The 18,422-nt window shown below is 65.3% G+C and carries 14 protein-coding genes; 4 read left to right on the top strand and 10 right to left on the bottom strand.

Annotation, left to right across the window (positions count from 1 at the left end; all coding sequences use genetic code 11):
• Positions 1–12: 12 nt before the first annotated feature.
• From CH292_RS08325 to CH292_RS08305, 5 genes are read right to left on the bottom strand one after another with little or no spacing between them, the layout of a single operon-like run.
• Complete coding sequence (locus CH292_RS08325; RefSeq protein ID WP_037141077.1) at positions 13–612, bottom strand: energy-coupling factor transporter transmembrane protein EcfT; 600 nt, start codon at positions 610–612, stop codon at positions 13–15.
• Entirely contained in the window at positions 609–1,289 is a 681-nt protein-coding gene (locus CH292_RS08320; RefSeq protein ID WP_019665524.1) for an energy-coupling factor ABC transporter ATP-binding protein, read from the bottom strand. Before CH292_RS08320 ends, CH292_RS08325 begins: the two co-directional genes overlap by 4 nt.
• Complete coding sequence (locus CH292_RS08315; protein ID WP_094654474.1) at positions 1,286–2,419, bottom strand: thiolase family protein; 1,134 nt, start codon at positions 2,417–2,419, stop codon at positions 1,286–1,288. The genes CH292_RS08320 and CH292_RS08315 overlap by 4 nt, the downstream gene beginning before the upstream one ends.
• A complete protein-coding gene (locus CH292_RS08310) occupies positions 2,416–3,531 on the bottom strand; it encodes an AMP-binding protein (RefSeq protein ID WP_094654473.1) in 1,116 nt (371 codons plus the stop codon). The genes CH292_RS08315 and CH292_RS08310 overlap by 4 nt, the downstream gene beginning before the upstream one ends.
• Positions 3,528–4,058, bottom strand: coding sequence for a biotin transporter BioY (locus CH292_RS08305; RefSeq protein WP_019665527.1), 531 nt, complete (start codon positions 4,056–4,058; stop codon positions 3,528–3,530). The genes CH292_RS08310 and CH292_RS08305 overlap by 4 nt, the downstream gene beginning before the upstream one ends.
• 152 nt (positions 4,059–4,210) lie before the next feature.
• Between CH292_RS08305 and CH292_RS08300 the strand changes: the two genes are divergently transcribed.
• Entirely contained in the window at positions 4,211–4,702 is a 492-nt protein-coding gene (locus CH292_RS08300) for a histidine phosphatase family protein (protein WP_094654472.1), read from the top strand.
• Between the two features lie 6 nt (positions 4,703–4,708).
• Here CH292_RS08300 and CH292_RS08295 read toward each other — a convergent pair whose 3' ends face one another.
• Positions 4,709–4,912, bottom strand: coding sequence for a hypothetical protein (locus CH292_RS08295; RefSeq protein WP_037105667.1), 204 nt, complete (start codon positions 4,910–4,912; stop codon positions 4,709–4,711).
• A gap of 100 nt (positions 4,913–5,012) precedes the next feature.
• The gene (locus CH292_RS08290; RefSeq protein ID WP_256977990.1) at positions 5,013–5,981 is read right to left on the bottom strand and encodes an MsnO8 family LLM class oxidoreductase; all 969 of its coding nucleotides are present in this window, start codon (positions 5,979–5,981) and stop codon (positions 5,013–5,015) included.
• 97 nt (positions 5,982–6,078) lie between these two features.
• Between CH292_RS08290 and CH292_RS08285 the strand changes: the two genes are divergently transcribed.
• Together CH292_RS08285 and CH292_RS08280 are read left to right on the top strand one after the other, a co-directional pair.
• Positions 6,079–6,444: a VOC family protein gene (locus CH292_RS08285; protein WP_026347865.1), complete on the top strand. Its 366-nt coding sequence runs from the start codon at positions 6,079–6,081 to the stop codon at positions 6,442–6,444.
• Between the two features lie 130 nt (positions 6,445–6,574).
• Entirely contained in the window at positions 6,575–8,197 is a 1,623-nt protein-coding gene (locus CH292_RS08280) for a GMC oxidoreductase (RefSeq protein ID WP_037182728.1), read from the top strand.
• A 23-nt stretch (positions 8,198–8,220) separates the two neighbouring features.
• Here the strand turns inward: CH292_RS08280 and CH292_RS08275 are convergent, their stop codons facing one another.
• Positions 8,221–9,828: an alkaline phosphatase gene (locus tag CH292_RS08275; RefSeq protein ID WP_094654470.1), complete on the bottom strand. Its 1,608-nt coding sequence runs from the start codon at positions 9,826–9,828 to the stop codon at positions 8,221–8,223.
• Positions 9,829–9,929: 101 nt separating this feature from the next.
• On the opposite strand from CH292_RS08275, the gene CH292_RS08270 reads away from it, so the two are divergent.
• Positions 9,930–10,346, top strand: coding sequence for a VOC family protein (locus CH292_RS08270; RefSeq protein ID WP_037159436.1), 417 nt, complete (start codon positions 9,930–9,932; stop codon positions 10,344–10,346).
• Between the two features lie 64 nt (positions 10,347–10,410).
• Here CH292_RS08270 and CH292_RS08265 read toward each other — a convergent pair whose 3' ends face one another.
• Both CH292_RS08265 and CH292_RS08260 read right to left on the bottom strand, forming a co-directional pair.
• On the bottom strand, positions 10,411–14,367 hold the full coding sequence (locus CH292_RS08265) for a DNA-directed RNA polymerase subunit beta' (protein WP_019665535.1): 3,957 nt from the start codon (positions 14,365–14,367) through the stop codon (positions 10,411–10,413).
• A 116-nt stretch (positions 14,368–14,483) separates the two neighbouring features.
• The gene (locus CH292_RS08260) at positions 14,484–17,990 is read right to left on the bottom strand and encodes a DNA-directed RNA polymerase subunit beta (protein ID WP_019665536.1); all 3,507 of its coding nucleotides are present in this window, start codon (positions 17,988–17,990) and stop codon (positions 14,484–14,486) included.
• Positions 17,991–18,422: the final 432 nt, after the last annotated feature.

Raw genomic sequence — 18,422 nt, 5'->3', positions numbered from 1 at the left:
CTGATCGCCCCGCTAATCGTCGACGCCACGAGCGACGAGGGCATCGCCCATCGCGTCGGCGGTGCGGAGTGCGCGAACCAGGACGGGCGTGGCGAGTGCAGTCATGGACCACTGCAATCCGCGCGCTTTGCGCGCCTCGGACACCTCGTGCACGATGGTGGCCAGCACCGGGATGCACCTGATGGCGAGGGCGAGCATCAGACCGATGCGGTCGGGGTCGACACCGAACCGCCGAAGTGGTCCGAGCGCGCGAGTGACGGTGTCCAGCATGTCCGTCACTCGGGTCGTCAACGTGACGAGTGCGGCGAGGGCAACGGAGATCACGAGCACTCCGCACACCACCACCGCGCGTTTCCAGTCGGTGATGATCACCTGGAAGACACCGATGATCAGCACCATCCACAGCACGGGACGTAGCTGCGCCGCAGCAAGTTTGAGCGGAATACGTGCCACGACGAACAACCCGGCCACGACGAGTGCGATCACCCCGACGTGCACGGGGGTGCGCGCGAAGATCGTGGCGAGGATGATCGACGCCAGGAGGAGCAGCAGCTTGGGACCCGCAGGCAACCGATGCAGCAGAGAGTTCCCCGGCCGGTACAGCCCGATCACAGGACCAACTCCCGATACGCCGGAACCGCCGCGTCGGGGGTGCCGTCGAACGCAACAACACCGTCGTCGACGACAATGACGCGCTCGAACGACTCGAGAAGAGCAAGCTGGTGAGTGACGACGATGACCTGTTGGTCGATGGAGTCCAACGCGTCGGCGACGACTCGGGCGTTGCGGAGATCGAGCAGAGTGGTCGGCTCGTCGGCGACGACGACCTCCGGCCTGCGGATCAGGACGGCTCCGATTGCCAGGAGCTGTTTCTGACCGCCGGACAGTAGATGCGCGGGATGCTCGGCGTGTCCGTCGAGGCGGAACCTCGTCAGTATGTCCTGGACTCGCTCGGCGATCTCGGGCTTGCTCAGTCCCGATCTGCGGAGCGAGAACGCGAGATCCTCCGCGACCGTGGGCATGACGATCTGCGTGTCCGGGTCGGTGAAGACGAACCCCACCTTCTTACGGACCTGGGCGCCCTTCTTCGCTGCGTCGATGCCGTCGACGGTCACTGTCCCGGACGTCGGCGCGAGCAACCCGTTGATCGTCCGCGCCAGCGTCGACTTGCCGGATCCGTTGGAACCGATGATGCCCACACGGCGCTCGGTGATGGTGAGATCGACGCCCCGCAACACTTCTCGCTCACCGAAGGCGTGACGAACCTGCTCGAACACGATCTCGCTCATTGCACACGCTCCACGATCATTGCTACTCCCTGGCCGCCGCCGATGGCGCACGCGGCCAATCCCAGTTCCGGCCCGTCCGACGCGAACATCCGAGTCGCCAACCGCACGAGCAGGATTGCGCCCGACGCACCCCACGGGTGCCCCATCGCGATGGCACCGCCCTGCGGGCACAGCAGATCCTCGTCGATGTCCAGTTCGTCGGCGACTGCGAGTACGACGGATGCGAACGCCTCGGTGATCTCGACGACCCCGACATCGGACAGCGCAACTCCGCTACGGCGCAACACTTTCTCGATGGCGGGAACCGGGCCGAGACCGGGCAGCGACGGATCCGACCCCGCCACCGCGGATCCGAGCACACGCAGCGCCGGTAAGCCGTGTGCACCCGCCTGCGTCGTCACGGCGAGAACGGCTGCGCCGTCGGAGATTCCGCACGAGTTGCCCGCGGTCGCGGTGCCGTCCGGCGTGAATGCCGGACGAAGTCGGCTCAACCTGGCCTCGGTCATGTTCGATCGAATTCGTTGATCGCGGTCGACGCCTGCTATCGGAACGATCTCCGACGAGAACTCCGTCTGCGCGGCCAGCGCATGCGAACGTGCCGCATAGGCGTCCTGACGTTCTCGGCTGATCCCTCGAATCCTAGCGAGATCGTCCGCCGCGACTCCCATGTCGGGGTCGGGGAAACCGGGAGGAGCAAACGGGGCACGGGTGTAGCGCTCGCGCGTCTCCGGCCAGAGTCTCCACGGTGCGGTGCTGGCGGATTCGACGCCGCCGGCCAGGATCAGGTCGTCCTCGCCGCTGCGGATTCGGGCGGCGGCGAGTGCGACCGCGTCGAGGCCGGAACCGCACTGCCGGTCCACGGTCACGCCGGGCACGTCGACGCCGAGCCCGGCGGCCAGGGATGCGATTCGTGCGGGGTCGCCGCCGGGGCCGAGGCAGTTGCCGAGGACGACGTCGTCCACCTGGTCCCGTGCCCCGGCGTCGCGCAGCGTCTCGAGCACGGCGGTGAGGACCGGTGCCGCGAGATCCGTCGTGGTCAGACGGGAGAATCCGTGGCCGGCGTTGCCGATCGGTGTTCGACGTGGGGCCACGAGGACCGGCGCAGCAGCCTTGTACGCAGACCGACTCATGGCAACGAGTCTCTCACTCGGGCGCGGGCGATCTTTCCGCTGCCGGTGCGAGGTAGACGGTCGACGACGACCCATCGCCTCGGGACTGCTTCCTTCTGGAGTGCGGCGCGAGCACGGGCCTTGACGGAATCGAGGACGACCGGGTCGTCCAGTTCGAGGACGGCAGTCACCGTCGCCCCGAGGACCGTATGTGGTGTCCCGACGACCGCCGACGTGCGCACTCCGTCGATCGCGTCGAGCAGTCTTTCGACGTCCTCGGCGATGACCGTCGTGCCACCGACGTCGACGGCGGCGTCCCCTCGGCCGTGGACGACGAGTTCGCCGTCCGACCCGAGATCGGCCAGGTCCCCGACGCCGACCCATTCGTCGGCACCGAGAACGCGGTACGGCGACCTGACGTACAGCAGGCCGTCGCGGATCTCTGCGTCCACGCCGGGAAGCAACCGCAGCGGCTCCGGGACCACGCGGGTAGCGACGAGCGACAGTTCGGCCGCCCCGTAGTACTCGACCACACGGAGATGTCGTGTGGCCTCGGCTGCCCCGAAATCGAGGGTCGTGCCTGCTACGACTGCGAGGCGCAGTGCCGGGGCGGTCTCGACGAGAGTTCGGAGGACAGCGGGCACTGCGTGAGCGACCGTCGCGCCACGCGGATCGTCGGTGACGCACGCACCGACCCACAGGGCGTGGACGGCGGCGAACAAGTGCATGGTCGCGTGCAACGGACCGGTGACGAGCACCCGGTCGGACTCGACGATTCCGGTGACGGATGTGAACTCGTCGAAGCTGTCCGTCCAGGACTGCACGGTGCGAGCAAGCGGCCGAGGCCTACCCGTCGACCCGGACGTGCCGATCAGCAACCAGGCGTCCGCAGGCACGGACTGTCGATCGGGCCTGGCTGCAGGGTCCTCGACGTGCACCGCTCGGCCCTGCCTGGCTGCCGCGAACACGCAGATCAACGCATCGGGAACAGCGAGTTCCGACGCGTCGTGTGCCGAGTGTTCGTGAAGCGGAGGTGCGGGCCAGGCTTCGACCGCGGCATCGAACTGCGCGTAGGTCAGCCGGGTGCCTGCCCAGTCGATCGCAAGAGCGTCCGCGGAATGCGGCAACTTCACGTGTGGACGATGCCCGGGTACGCCCGGTGAACACTCTTCGCGACGACGGTGGCGATGACGACCTTGACGAGGTCACCGGGAACGAAGGCGAAGTTGGTGGAGACGGCGGCCCACACACTCAGGTCCGTGCGCAGCAGCAAGCCGATGGTTCCGAAGATGTAGACCACGACGATGCCGCCGATCGCGTTGGCGAGCAGTCCGAGCACGACGGGGTACTTCGGCAGGATCCGTACGGTCAGCAACCCGATCACGAAGACGGCAGGGATCCAGCCGACGAGATAGCCGGCGCTCGGCCCCGCCAGCGCGGTGAGCCCGGTACGGCCGCCCGAGAGCAGCGGCAGCCCGATCAGGGTCAACGCGATGAACACCGCGACCGCGATGACGCCTTTGCGTGGTCCGAGAACGGCGCCCGCCAGGATGACACCGAGGGTCTGCAGCGTGATCGGAACACCACTGAAGCCGACCGTGATGGCCCCGGCGAGTCCGAGAGCTGCGATGAGCGCGGCGAACACGGCGACCTGCGCCATGTCTCTCGCGGAGACGTGAAACCTCGAACTCGCCACCGGTGACTCCTGTACGCCTTCGGAACCTGACATGACCACTCCTCGTGATGCAAACTTGAACGGCGTTCAAGGTAGCAGGTCCGCTTCACTGCGCGTGTCCCGATACGGTGGTATCCATGACGCGCACCCTCGTCCTGATGCGACACGGCAAGTCCGGCTACCCCGACGGTGTTCCCGACCACGATCGCCCGCTCGCCGAGCGTGGACAGCGAGAAGCGGCGCTCGGTGGTCAGTGGATCGTCTCGGACGTCGGCACGGTCGACGCAGTTCTGTGCTCGACGGCCACCCGCACCCGCGAGACCCTCGTCGCGACGGCAATCGAGGCCCCCGTGACCTTCGAGGAGCGCATCTACGGCGCATCACCGGACGAGATCATCGACGAGATCGCGCTGACCGACGACGCGGTGCACACACTCCTCATCGTCGGGCATGCGCCTGGAATACCGTTCACCGCACTGGAATTGGCCGAAGCCGATGGTTCGGAAGCCGCCATCGAGATCGGCAGGAAGTTCCCGACGTCGGCGATCGCCGTTCTGACGTTCGACACGTCGTGGGCCGAGATCGGACGTGGCACCGGGCTACTGACCCGCTACCACGTACCCCGCTAGCGCGAGTCAGCTCTTGAGCTTGGCGGCCACGAACCCGACGACGCCGAGAGCGATCAGCAACAGCAGCGCAGTGCCGAAGCCTGCCAGCCACCACACCACGGCGAACACCACGAGCGCCGGAGCTGCGGCGATCAGGGCGATGCCCGGGTTCTCCCGAACCGTCTCGAGTGCCGTCTGCGCATGAACGCGATCGATCTTCTTGCCAGCCATGGGGAACCTCCCTGTGTCGCGGACGTCCGAGGCGAGTCCGTTATGCCGTGTTCTCCACAGTAGCGCGCATCGGCTGTGCGCCGCCGCAGCACAGAAAGACCTAGCGGGACAGTGAACGCACCAGGTGGATCAGCGCCGCGTCGGCCTGCCACAGTGCATCCCTGTCGTACGTCGACGTCGACGCGAGGATCTCGTCGGCGCCCGTCCGGTCGACCAGCTTGTCCAGCTGGGACGCAACCTCGTCCGGAGTTCCGTGCACACCTGACGCGATGGACCGCTCGACGCGCTCTCGCGTCCGTGGCGGCGCCGAATCCACATCGATGTCCGACGGCGACATCAACGGTGGGAATTCTCCGGTCCGCCGGGACTGCGCCATGGCCCATGCCTCGGGCAGCACCAGTTCACGCGCCCGCTCGGCACTGTCGGCGATGGTGATGTCCAGCGAAACAACCACTGTCGGTTCGGGATTGGACTCGGTCGGCTGGAAGCGACGTCGGTACACCTCGATCGCCGACGCGTCGCCCTTCAGTATCGGTCCACCCACCACCACCGGTAACCCCGCGCGAGCCGCGATCGCCAACCCCTGCCCCGTCGCGAGCACGAACACCGGAGGCGACGCGGTCGCCGGCCGCACCGTCACCGGACCCGACCCGTCGAGATATCGCCGTAGCTCGCCCAGATCGTCCTCGAACGTATCCGCAGCGCTCGTACGAAGGGCCTCACGTACGGGACCGGTGAATCCCAACGACCGCCCGACCCCGGCGTCGACACGACCCGGATACAACGCTTCGAGCACGGCGAACTGCTCGGCCACGACGAACGGCTGATGGTTGGGCAACATCACCCCGCCCGACCCGAGTCGAATGGTCGACGTCCTGGCTCCGATCGCCGCGAGCAGCACCGGAGGAGCTCCGCTCGCGATACCGGGGACACCGTGGTGCTCGGCGACCCAGAATCGGTGGAAGCCGAGCTGCTCCGCGTGGACAGCACGTTCGATCGTCGCCGTCAGCGCAGTAGCGTCCGGCGACCCCAGACGGGTTCGAGAACGATCGAGAACGGAGACGCGCACACTCACGCCAACCAGTATCGCGTCGGGCATATTTCGTACGGACTTCAGTCACCGAAGAGGACCGTTTCTGTCCGCGATCGGGTTCAGAATGATCGGCATGGACATCAAACTCGAACTCGTCATCATCCCCGTCTCCGACGTCGACCGCGCGAAGGACTTCTACGTGAAGATCGGATTCAACGCCGATCACGACTCGAGTCCCACCGAGGACATCAGGTTCGTGCAGCTGACTCCCCCGGGATCCGCCTGCTCCATCGCCGTCGGACGCGGCATCACCGACGCCGCCCCCGGCAGCGTCGAAGGACTCCAGGTGGTCGTCGCCGACGCGGAGGAAGCCCGAGCACACCTCATCGACGCCGGACTCGACATCGACCCCGTCGTCGACATGGGCTGGGGCAAGTTCGTGTTCTTCGCGGACCCCGACGGAAACAAGTGGGCCGTCCAGCAGCTGCCACAGTATTGAGGCCCCCGGCACGGCCGATCTGGAAATATCCCAAGGTCACGGACATCCGGTCGCTTTTCGGTGTCCGAATGAGGAACAATGGCCGGTGGTCGGGACGGACAGGGTTTCAGAACTGCAGGGGGCTACACACGTGAAGCGACGTCAACTGCTGCAACTGGCGGCAGCTGGAATCGCCGGATTGGCAGTACCGCCGCTCGCCTCGGCAGGTCGAGCCGGTGCCATTCCCATCGGGGTCGGGTCCATCCGTGGCCTCGTTCCCGAACTCTTCGCCGACCCCCCTCGCCCACCGGACCACTCCCCCGTCATCGTGATCGGATCCGGCTTCGGCGCCAGTGCTGCGGCGCTGCGCCTCGCCCAGTCCGGCACCGAGGTCACCGTCCTCGAACGTGGCCTGCGGTGGCCGCGAGACCCGTGGCGGGACATCTTCACCTCCGACATGACCGCCGACGGACGCGGCCTGTGGCGTCAGAGCTCGTTCACCAACATCACCGGACTACCCGTCGGGCCCGTCGATCACTTCGGTGGTGTCCTCGACACCACTCGCTTCGAGAACCTGTCGGTCTGGCGCGCCGCCGCAGTCGGCGGAGGTTCCGTCGTCTACACCGGCGTCACCATCGCACCGGATCGCCGATTCTTCGACATGTCCTTCGGCGGACGCCTGTCCTACGACGAGATGGCAGGCACCTGGTACCCGAAAGCCCGGTCGATGCTGCTGCCGTCGCCGATCCCTGCAGACATCCTGGGCAGTCCCAACTTCGCGCACTCGCGCACATGGGACGACCATGCCCGACGAGCAGGCTTCACTCCCGAGGCCGTCGACGGCAACTGGAACTGGAACGTCGTCCGCGACGAGATCGCCGGCCGATCCCGCCCGTCGGCAACCGTCGGCGCCAGCACGTTCGGCAACTCCAACGGCGCCAAGCACGACCTCACCCAGAACTACATCCCGCAGGCCGAAGCCACCGGCAATGCACTCGTCGCTCACAGCCACGAGGTCGCGTCCATCGGCACCGAATCCGGTGGCCGATACCGCGTCGAGGTACGCCGAGTCGATCCCGAGGGCAACGTACTCGAAACGCGCACCCTGACATGCGACAAGCTGGTACTCGGCGCCGGATCCATCGGCACCACCGAACTGTTGCTGCGCGCACAGGCCACCGGAGCACTGGGTAACCTCAACGAATTCGTCGGACGCGGGTGGGGGACCAATGGCGACGCCTCCATGACCCGATCTCTCGGCCCCGCGGCCGGAGTCCCCCAGGCCGCGCCGTGCGCGTCACGCATCGTCGACGATTCCGGCCTACCCCTGACCGTCGAGAACTGGTACGTGCCCGGAGTCCCGTGGGACCTCGGGTTCATCGGATCCCTCGGGATGACGATCGACCCGCTGCGCGCCAACTTCAGTTACAACTCGGCCACCGACTCGATGTCACTGTCCTGGCCCAAGGGCGGCAGCCGAGACACCGTGGAAGCACTACGCGCAGTACAGAACCGGATGGCCGAAGCAGGCGGCACCGTCGTCTCCGCCGAGCCGTTCACCCGCGATGTCGACGACACCTTCACCGCCCACCCCCTCGGCGGCGCAGTCATCGGCGACGTCACCGACTCCTACGGCCGCGTCAAGGGACACGACGGCGTGTACGTCGTCGACGGCGCCCTCATCCCGGGCAGCACGGGCGCCGCCAACCCTTCGCTGACCATCACGGCGTTGGCCGAGCGCAACATCGCCCGGATCATCGCCGACGGGCGGTAGAGCGGCTCCGCCGCCCGTGCCGCTCAACCCAGTTGGATCTCCGGGCGACCGTCCGGAACGGTGACCGTCGTCGCCGTCCGGACGGACGCCCCCGGCGTCGACACCGCGTCGAGAACCCTTACCTCCGAACGCCATTCACCCGGAGTGAGCGTCGACCGCAGGTAACCGCGACGCGCATTGCCGTACTTCACGTGGGGCGAGCCGTTCGCGATCGCCGCACCCGTCGTGTCCACGTCGGCGCCGTCCTTGCCCGACGCGATCGACGTCGTCGCGATCTCGACACCCACCACCGGAGACGCCTGATCCTGGTAGTCCCGCCGGAGTTCCGACACGATCGTGCGATGGATGTCGCCGACGATCGACGCGACATTCGTCGTCCCGCGTTCCCGTGCGCCGTCGAGAATCCGATGACGGGACGCCTCGTATCCGCTCCACGGATCCATTCCGACCTTGCGATCGCCGTCCAAGCCCTGCGCTAGATCCGAGATGACCGTCTGGTGCGCAAGGAAATTCCACTTCGACGGCGACGCGAAACCGTCGAGAATCCACTTCTCCTGCTCGGGGCCGGTGATGGTGCGCGACGGATCGGCCGTCTCCGCGTTCTGCGCGTGTTCCTTGTCTCCGTTGGCCTGGTCGCTGCGGTACTGCCTCGTGTCCAGCACCGAGAAGTCCACGAGGTCACCGAAACTCAGACGGCGGTAGACCTTCATGTCCGGGCCCTGCGGCTTCAGATTGGCCCGCACCGGAGTGTTCTCCCACCATGCCTTGAACGCATCGGCCCTCCTGTTCAGGAACAGCACCGGATCGTCGTCGTCCTGACTGATCTGCGAAGCCCAGTTGTTGTCCACTTCGTGATCGTCGAACGCCGACACGAACGGCGCCGACGCATGCGCTGCCGCCAAGTTCTCGTCGGCCTTGTACATCGCGTACCGGTCACGATAGTCGCTGAGCTGCATGGTTTCTCGGCTCGCGGACTCCGGCCTCGGTCGACCGGCCCGGGCACCCTCGTCCTTGACCGCGTACTCGTAGATGTAATCCCCGAGGAAGAACACGACGTCGAGGTTCGACGCCGCCAGATCCGCGTAGGCACCGAAGTACCCGTCCTCCCACTTCTGGCACGACGCCCATCCGAAATCGAGCCTGGCCAGCGGCCTCCCGGCGGCCGGCGCAGTCTTCGTCCGACCGACCGCACTGGCGTGCGGACCGACCAGGAACCGGTAGAAGTACTCGCGTGCAGGCTCGAGGCCACGCACATCCACGTGGACGGACCACCCGTCGAATTCCGTCGCGAGTTCGACGCCCTGCGCCGTCACCCGGGTGAAGCGTTCGTCGGCCGCGATCTGCCACTGCACCGGCACCACACCCGGCGTCATACCACCGGCAGGCGCGAACGGATCCGTGGCGAGTCTCGTCCAGAGCACCACCGAATCCGGCAGAGGATCACCGGACGCGACCCCGAGGCGGAACGGATAGCTGCTGGGCGTTCCCGACTGCGCACTCGCCGTGGCGGGGTTCAGTTCCGGCGCGAACGCCAACGCCCCGACCAGCGCACTCCACGTCAGAAACTGTCGCCTCGTCGCCCCTCCTCGCAGAGAGATGTCCCGTCCGATGTTCACGTCTCGTTGCCCCATCCTCCGAGGCTCTCTCGTGGGCACGAACTGGACTTGTCGGGCGTCCGACATTTCGATGAACGCGGACTGTCGGTGTCCGCAATACCGTGCATTCTGGACTCATGACATCACTCGATCGCACAGGATCCCAGATCGACCACTTGAACTTCGGCGTCCACGATCTCGCGGCCAGCGCGGAGTTCTACAGTGCAGCCCTCGAACCGTTGGGCATCACCGAGATCATGCGAGTGCCGGTCGGACCCGATCAGCTCGCGATGATCGCGTTCGGTTGGGCCGCGGTGAAACCGTTCTTCTGGATCGTCGACGCACCAGGCTCACGGATCGGTCCGCACACACACTTGGCCTTCAGTGCACCGGACCGGGCGACGGTCGACGCGTTTCACGTGGCCGCACTCGCGGCCGGTGCCACCGAACTCAGGGCTCCCGGGTTGCAGCCGGAGTACCACGCGACCTACTACGGTTCGTTCGTACGCGATCTCAACGGCATCGATCTCGAAGCCGTCTGCCACCACGGCTGAGAACTCGGCTGGGAACACGCAAAAGCCCCGCACCCAATCGGATGCGGGGCTCTTGCTGTGAGTCCTAGCGGTATTCGTTGGAGAAACCGTAGTCGTCGAGCGGCACTGCGGCGCCGGTGTTCTGGCCGAAGCCGTCCGGGCTGTAGTACTGATCGTCGTACGACGGCACTGCGTATGCCGCAGCGCGTGCCTCCTCGGTGGGCTGCACCTGGATGTTCCGGTACCGGTTGATGCCGGTACCAGCCGGGATGAGCTTACCGATGATGACGTTCTCCTTGAGACCGATGAGCTTGTCGCTGCGGGTGTTGATAGCCGCATCGGTGAGCACACGAGTGGTCTCCTGGAAGGACGCTGCCGACAGCCACGAGTCGGTGGCCAGCGACGCCTTGGTGATGCCCATCAGGACCGGACGTCCGGCTGCGGGCTCGCCACCCTCGGCGACGACACGACGGTTCGACGCCTCGAACTCGCTGCGCTCGGTCAGAGAACCGGGCAGGAATTCGGTGGAGCCGGAGTCGATGATCGTCACGCGACGGAGCATCTGGCGCACGATCGTCTCGACGTGCTTGTCGTGGATCGACACACCCTGACTGCGGTAGACCTCCTGGACCTCGTTCACCAAGTGAATCTGGACCTGGCGAGGACCCATCACGCGCAGCACCTCGTGCGGATCGGCAGCACCTTCCATGAGCTGCTGGCCGACCTCGACGTGGTCACCGTCCGCCAGAAGGCGCTCGGTGCCGTCGTCGTGCTTGAAGACGCGCAGACGCTGACGCTTGGAGAGCTTGTCGTAGACAACCTCTTCGCCGCCGTCGTCCGGGATGATGGTGATCTTGTAGAAACGATCGCCGTCCTCGAGCTGGATGCGTCCCGACACGTCCGCGATAGGAGCCTTGCCCTTCGGCACACGTGCCTCGAACAGCTCCGTCACACGAGGCAGACCACCGGTGATGTCATCTCCGGCGACACCACCCTGGTGGAAGGTACGCATGGTCAGCTGGGTACCGGGCTCACCGATCGACTGTGCGGCGACGATACCGACGGCCTCACCGATGTCGACGAGCTTGCCGGTGGCCATCGAACGGCCGTAGCAGGTAGCGCAGACGCCGGTGCCGGTGGTGCAGGTGAGCACCGAACGGACCTTGACCTCGGTGATGCCGGCCTCGATCAGAGCATCGATGGCAGGATCGCCGACGTCGTGTCCACGAGCGACGATGATGTTGCCGTTCTCGTCGACCGCGTCCGTGGCCAGCGTGCGAGCACGTGTGCTGGTCTCCACGTGTGCGTCGCGGATCATCGTGCCGTCGGCGAGCTTCTCGGCGATGGTCGTGACGATTCCGCGCTCGGTGCCACAGTCGACCTCGCGAACGATGACGTCCTGCGACACGTCGACGAGACGACGCGTCAGGTAACCCGAGTCGGCGGTACGAAGTGCCGTGTCGGCCAGACCCTTACGAGCACCGTGCGTGTTGATGAAGTACTCGAGGACCGTCAGGCCTTCCTTGAAGGAAGACTTGATCGGACGCGGGATGAACTCACCCTTCGGGTTGGTCACCAGACCCTTCATGCCGGCGAGCGACCGCACCTGAGTCATGTTTCCGGCTGCGCCGGACTTCACGATCATCGGGATGGGGTTGTCGTCGGGGAAGTGCGCCTCCATGGCCTTACCGACCTGCTCGGTCGCGTCCTGCCAGATCTTGACCAACGCAGAGTTGCGCTCGACCTTGTCGAGTGCGCCACGCTGGTACTTCTTCTCGATCTGATCGGCCTGAGCCTCGAAGGTCTCCATGATCTGCGGCTTCTCCGGCGGCACGAGGACGTCGGAGATCGAGATGGTGACACCCGAACGCGTGGCCCAGTAGAAGCCTGCGTCCTTCAGCTTGTCGACAGTCTGTGCGACGACGATCATCGGGTAACGCTCGGCGAGATCGTTGATGATGGTCGACTGACGCTTCTTCGGCATCTGCTCGTTGACGAACGGGTAGTCCGCCGGGAGCAGCTCGTTGAAGATGACGCGTCCCAGAGTGGTTTCCGCGGTCCATGCATCGCCGCGGTTCCAGCCGTTCGGGAACAGCTCGGCCTCGAGGTCCAGCGGCGGACGCTGGTTCGTCAGACGAACCTTGATCTGCGACTGCACCCGAAGAGCGCCACGGTCCACTGCCATCTGAGCCTCGGCAGGCGACGAGTACGCACCGAACTCCGGCTCGTCGGTCTTGGCATCGACGCGCTCGCCCACGGCACCCGCGTCGAGACGCGTGAGGTGGTACAGACCCGTCACCATGTCCAGACGCGGCATGGCGAGCGGACGGCCCGAGGCCGGCGAGAGGATGTTGTTCGAGGACAGCATCAGGATGCGTGCCTCGGCCTGAGCCTCGGCCGACAGCGGAAGGTGGACAGCCATCTGGTCACCGTCGAAGTCGGCGTTGAACGCCTCACACACGAGCGGGTGGAGCTGGATGGCCTTGCCCTCGACGAGCTGCGGCTCGAACGCCTGGATGCCCAACCGGTGCAGGGTAGGTGCACGGTTCAGCAGCACGGGGTGCTCGCCGATGACCTCTTCGAGAACGTCCCACACCTGCGGACGCTGACGCTCGACCATGCGCTTGGCCGACTTGATGTTCTGCGCGTGGTTGAGATCCACCAGACGCTTCATCACGAACGGCTTGAACAGCTCGAGAGCCATGAGCTTCGGCAGACCACACTGGTGCAGCTTCAGCTGCGGGCCGACGACGATGACCGAACGGCCCGAGTAGTCGACACGCTTACCGAGGAGGTTCTGGCGGAAACGACCCTGCTTGCCCTTGAGCAGATCGGACAGCGACTTCAGCGGACGGTTACCCGGTCCGGTGACCGGACGTCCACGACGGCCGTTGTCGAACAGGGCGTCGACCGACTCCTGCAGCATCCGCTTCTCGTTGTTGACGATGATCTCGGGAGCACCGAGGTCGATCAGTCGCTTGAGGCGGTTGTTGCGGTTGATGACACGGCGGTACAGGTCGTTGAGGTCGGACGTCGCGAAACGTCCACCGTCGAGCTGCACCATCGGACGAAGCTCCGGCGGGATGACCGGGACGGCGTCGAGAACCATGCCCATCGGCGAGTTGCGGCCGGCCTGGAACGCGGCGACGACCTTCAGACGCTTCAGAGCGCGCAGCTTCTTCTGGCCCTTGCCGCTGCGGATGGTCTCACGCAGGTTCTCGGCCTCGGCGTCGACGTCGAAGTTCTGCATGAGCTTCTGGATCGACTCGGCACCCATGGCACCGGTGAAGTACTCGCCGTACCGGTCGATGAGCTCGCGGTAGATGAGCTCGTCGACGATCAGCTGCTTCGGAGCCAGCTTGGTGAAGGTGTTCCAGATCTCCTCGAGACGATCCAGCTCACGCTGCGCGCGGTCACGGAGCTGACGCATCTCGCGCTCGCCACCGTCCTTGACCTTGCGACGGACGTCGGACTTGGCGCCCTCCGCCTCGAGCTCGGCGATGTCGGCTTCGAGCTTCTGAGCGCGTGCCTCGAGGTCGGCGTCACGCTGATCGGCGACAGCCTTCTTCTCGACCTCCATCTCGGCCTCGAGCGTCGAGAGCTCGTTGTGGCGGAGCTCGTCGTCGACCGTGGTGATGACGTAGGCAGCGAAGTAGATGATCTTCTCGAGATCCTTCGGTGCCAGGTCGAGCAGGTAACCGAGGCGTGACGGAACACCCTTGAAGTACCAGATGTGGGTGACCGGAGCGGCCAGTTCGATGTGGCCCATGCGCTCACGACGCACCTTGGCGCGAGTGACCTCGACGCCGCAGCGCTCACAGATGATGCCCTTGAAGCGGACGCGCTTGTACTTGCCGCAGTAGCACTCCCAGTCCCGGGTGGGGCCGAAGATCTTCTCGCAGAAGAGGCCGTCCTTCTCGGGCTTGAGCGTGCGGTAGTTGATGGTCTCCGGCTTCTTGACCTCGCCGTAGGACCAATTGCGGATGTCCTCCGCGGTCGCGAGACCGATGCGGAGTTCATCGAAGAAGTTGACGTCGAGCACGTAACTTCCTTTCCCCGTGATGGGTGTTGTGCTGTGCGAATCAGATCAAGTCGATCGCCCCGTGGGCCCACCTGCTGCGTGTCGGCAGTGCGGTGAGGCCCACGGGACCGAGAAATCTACTGCGCGAGGTCGTCGACGGTGGCAGCTTCGTTGCGGGAGAGGTTGATTCCCAGGTTGGCTGCGGCACGCTCGAGGTCCTCGTCGTCACCGTCGGCCATCGTGATGGCTGCGCCGTCCGAGGACAGCACCTCCACGTTGAGGCACAGCGACTGGAGCTCCTTGAGGAGCACCTTGAAGGACTCGGGAATACCGGGCTCCGGGATGTTCTCGCCCTTGACGATGGCCTCGTACACCTTCACGCGGCCGACGACGTCGTCCGACTTGATGGTGAGGAGCTCCTGCAGCGTGTAGGCAGCGCCGTACGCCTGCATTGCCCAGCACTCCATCTCACCGAAGCGCTGACCACCGAACTGAGCCTTACCACCGAGGGGCTGCTGCGTGATCATCGAGTACGGCCCGGTCGAACGAGCGTGGATCTTGTCGTCGACCAAGTGGTGCAGCTTGATGATGTACATGTAGCCCACCGACACCGGGTACGGGAACGGCTCGCCGGAACGACCGTCGAACAACGTGGCCTTTCCGTCCGGGCCGACCATCTGCACGCCGTCACGGTTGGGGATGGTGCTCTCGAGCAGACCAGCGAGCTGATGCTCCTTGGCGCCGTCGAACACCGGGGTGGCGATGTTGCTGTCGGCAGGAGCAGCCAGCATCTCCTCCGGCAGACGCTCGGCCCAATCGGGCTTCGTGCCGTCGGTGGCGACCTGGACGTTCCATCCGGTCTTGCCGATCCATCCCAGGTGCGTCTCGAGAACCTGACCGATGTTCATACGACGCGGAACACCGTGGGTGTTCAGGATGATGTCGATCGGGGTGCCGTCGGGCAGGAACGGCATGTCCTCCTGCGGGAGGATCTTGCCGATGACGCCCTTGTTTCCGTGGCGGCCGGCGAGCTTGTCGCCGTCCTGGATCTTGCGCTTCTGCGCGACGTACACGCGAACGAGCTCGTTGACGCCGGGAGGCAGATCGTCGTCGTCCTCGCGTGAGAACACGCGAATGCCGATGACCTTTCCGCTCTCGCCGTGAGGAACCTTGAGCGACGTGTCGCGAACCTCGCGCGCCTTCTCACCGAAGATCGCGCGCAGCAGGCGCTCCTCCGGGGTCAGCTCGGTCTCGCCCTTCGGCGTGACCTTTCCGACGAGAACGTCACCGTCACGAACCTCGGCACCGATACGGATGATGCCGCGCTCGTCGAGGTCGGCGAGGACCTCGTCGGAGACGTTGGGGATGTCGCGAGTGATCTCCTCGGCACCGAGCTTGGTGTCGCGGGCATCGATCTCGTGCTCCTCGATGTGGATCGAGGTGAGGACGTCCTCTTCCACGAGGCGCTGCGACAGGATGATCGCGTCCTCGTAGTTGTGGCCTTCCCACGGCATGATCGCGAGCAGCAGGTTCTTGCCGAGCGCCATCTCACCGTTCTCGGTGCACGGGCCGTCGGCGAGGACCTGACCGGACTCGACGCGCTGACCCTCGTCCACGATCGGACGCTGGTTGGCGCACGTGCCCTGGTTGGAGCGCGCGAACTTACGCATGCGGTAGGTCTTGCGGCTTCCGTCGTCGGCCATGACCGTGACGTAGTCCGCGGAGACCTCTTCGACGACACCGGTCTTCTCGGTGATGACGACGTCACCGGCGTCGACGGCAGCACGCAGTTCCATGCCCGTTCCGACGATCGGCGACTCGCTCCGCACCAGCGGAACAGCCTGACGCTGCATGTTCGCGCCCATCAGGGCACGGTTGGCGTCGTCGTGCTCGAGGAACGGAATCATCGCGGTCGCGACCGACACCATCTGACGAGGCGACACGTCCATGTAGTCGATGTCCGAGGACGAGACGAACTCGACCTCTCCACCCTTACGACGGACCAGAATCTTGTCCTCGGTGAAGTGGCCGCCTGCATCGACAGGCGAGTTGGCCTGCGCGAGCGTGTGGCGATCCTCTTCGTCCGCGGTCAGGTAGTCGACCTCGTCGGTGACCTGTCCGTCGACGACCTTGCGGTACGGCGTCTCGATGAAACCGAACGGGTTGACCCGTGCGTACACCGACAGCGAACCGATCAGGCCGATGTTCGGGCCTTCAGGGGTCTCGATGGGGCACATACGGCCGTAGTGCGACGGGTGAACGTCACGAACCTCGAGGCCTGCGCGCTCACGCGAGAGGCCACCGGGGCCGAGGGCCGACAGACGACGCTTGTGCGTCAGACCCGACAGCGGGTTGTTCTGGTCCATGAACTGCGACAGCTGGGAGGTTCCGAAGAACTCCTTGATCGCGGCGACGACGGGACGAATGTTGATCAGGGTCTGCGGCGTGATCGCCTCGACGTCCTGAGTGGTCATACGTTCACGAACGACGCGCTCCATGCGGGACAGGCCCACGCGGATCTGGTTCTGGATCAGCTCGCCGACGGTACGGAGACGACGGTTGCCGAAGTGGTCGATGTCGTCGACCTCGACGGGAACCTCGACGCCGTCCGGCGCCGTCATCGAGGTGTCACCTGCGTGCAGACGCACCAGGTACTCGATGGTGGCGACGATGTCTTCCTCGGTGAGGGTCGACGCAACGATCGGCTGGCCTGAGTTCAGGCCCAGCTTCTTGTTGATCTTGTAGCGGCCCACGCGAGCGAGGTCGTAGCGCTTGTCCTTGAAGAACAAGTTCTCCAGCAGAGTCTGCGCCGACTCCTTCGTGGGCGGCTCGCCCGGACGCAACTTGCGGTAGATGTCGAGGAGAGCCTCGTCGGTACCGGCGGTGTTGTCCTTCTCGAGCGTCGCCATGAGGATCTCGGAGAAGCCGAAGCGCTCCGTGATCTGCTCGGTGGACCAGCCGAGAGCCTTCAGCAGCACCGTGACGGGCTGGCGACGCTTGCGGTCGATACGAACACCGACCGTGTCGCGCTTGTCGACGTCGAACTCGAGCCATGCACCGCGGCCAGGAATGACCTTGACGCTGTGCAGGTCCTTCTCCGTCGTCTTGTCGATCGAGTGATCGAAGTAGACGCCGGGCGAACGGACGAGCTGCGAGACGACGACGCGCTCGGTTCCGTTGATGATGAAGGTGCCCTTGTCGGTCATCATGGGGAAATCACCCATGAACACCGTCTGGCTCTTGATCTCGCCGGTGTTGTTGTTGATGAACTCGGCAGTGACGAACAGCGGAGCCGCGTACGTCATGTCCTTGTCCTTGCACTCGTCCTGCGAGGCCTTGACCTCGTCGAACCGTGGGTCGGAGAAGGAAAGAGACATCGAACCCGAGAAATCCTCGATCGGAGAAAGTTCGGTGAGGATGTCTTCGAGACCACCGGAGACATTGCTGTCCCCGCGCGCGGCGGCACGGTCACGCCAACTCTGCGCGCCTACCAGCCATTCGAAAGAGTCCGTCTGTACATCGAGGAGACCGGGTACCTCCAACGGTTCGCGAATGTTCGCGAACGAAACCCTCCTCGGGGCTCCCGGTGTTCCGACAACTGCCTTGGTCTGGCTAGAGACTGCCAAGATGCGTCCTTCCAGCACCTCACGCGGGCCGCTCGTGCAGTGCGACCGCCGCTGTATCTGCTTGCTTCAATGTGGGGCGAATTCGCTGGTCACAACCAGACCGAATCCCCACTGCAATCTCTTCGAAGTGACACTTCGCAGACACGGCAATCGAGAGGTGGACAGGAGGCAGCCAGCGCAACGTCCAAAGGTACCCCAAATGTGCGCAGGGCGCAACAGGGGCATCAAAAGTAGCACCCGAGCCAAGAACCGGCGTCGCCTTGGAACACGGCGTGTCGCGGTCGAGCAATCGTCTTCCACGATCGCTTCGGGGTGCCTTCGTCAGGACAAGAGTGACCCCTGCGCGCCCCGGCGTCAAGAGGAACAACCGTCGACTTTCGTACCCACTGCCCGTTTCGCAACCATCCCGATCGGTCCGTTCACACCCTCGCCCGCCCCCCCGCCCAGCCC

Source organism: Rhodococcus sp. 14-2470-1a (genome assembly GCF_002259425.1).
In the GTDB taxonomy this organism is placed as follows: Bacteria; Actinomycetota; Actinomycetes; order Mycobacteriales; family Mycobacteriaceae; genus Rhodococcoides; species Rhodococcoides fascians_E.
This window is presented reverse-complemented; position numbering and strand designations above follow the sequence as displayed.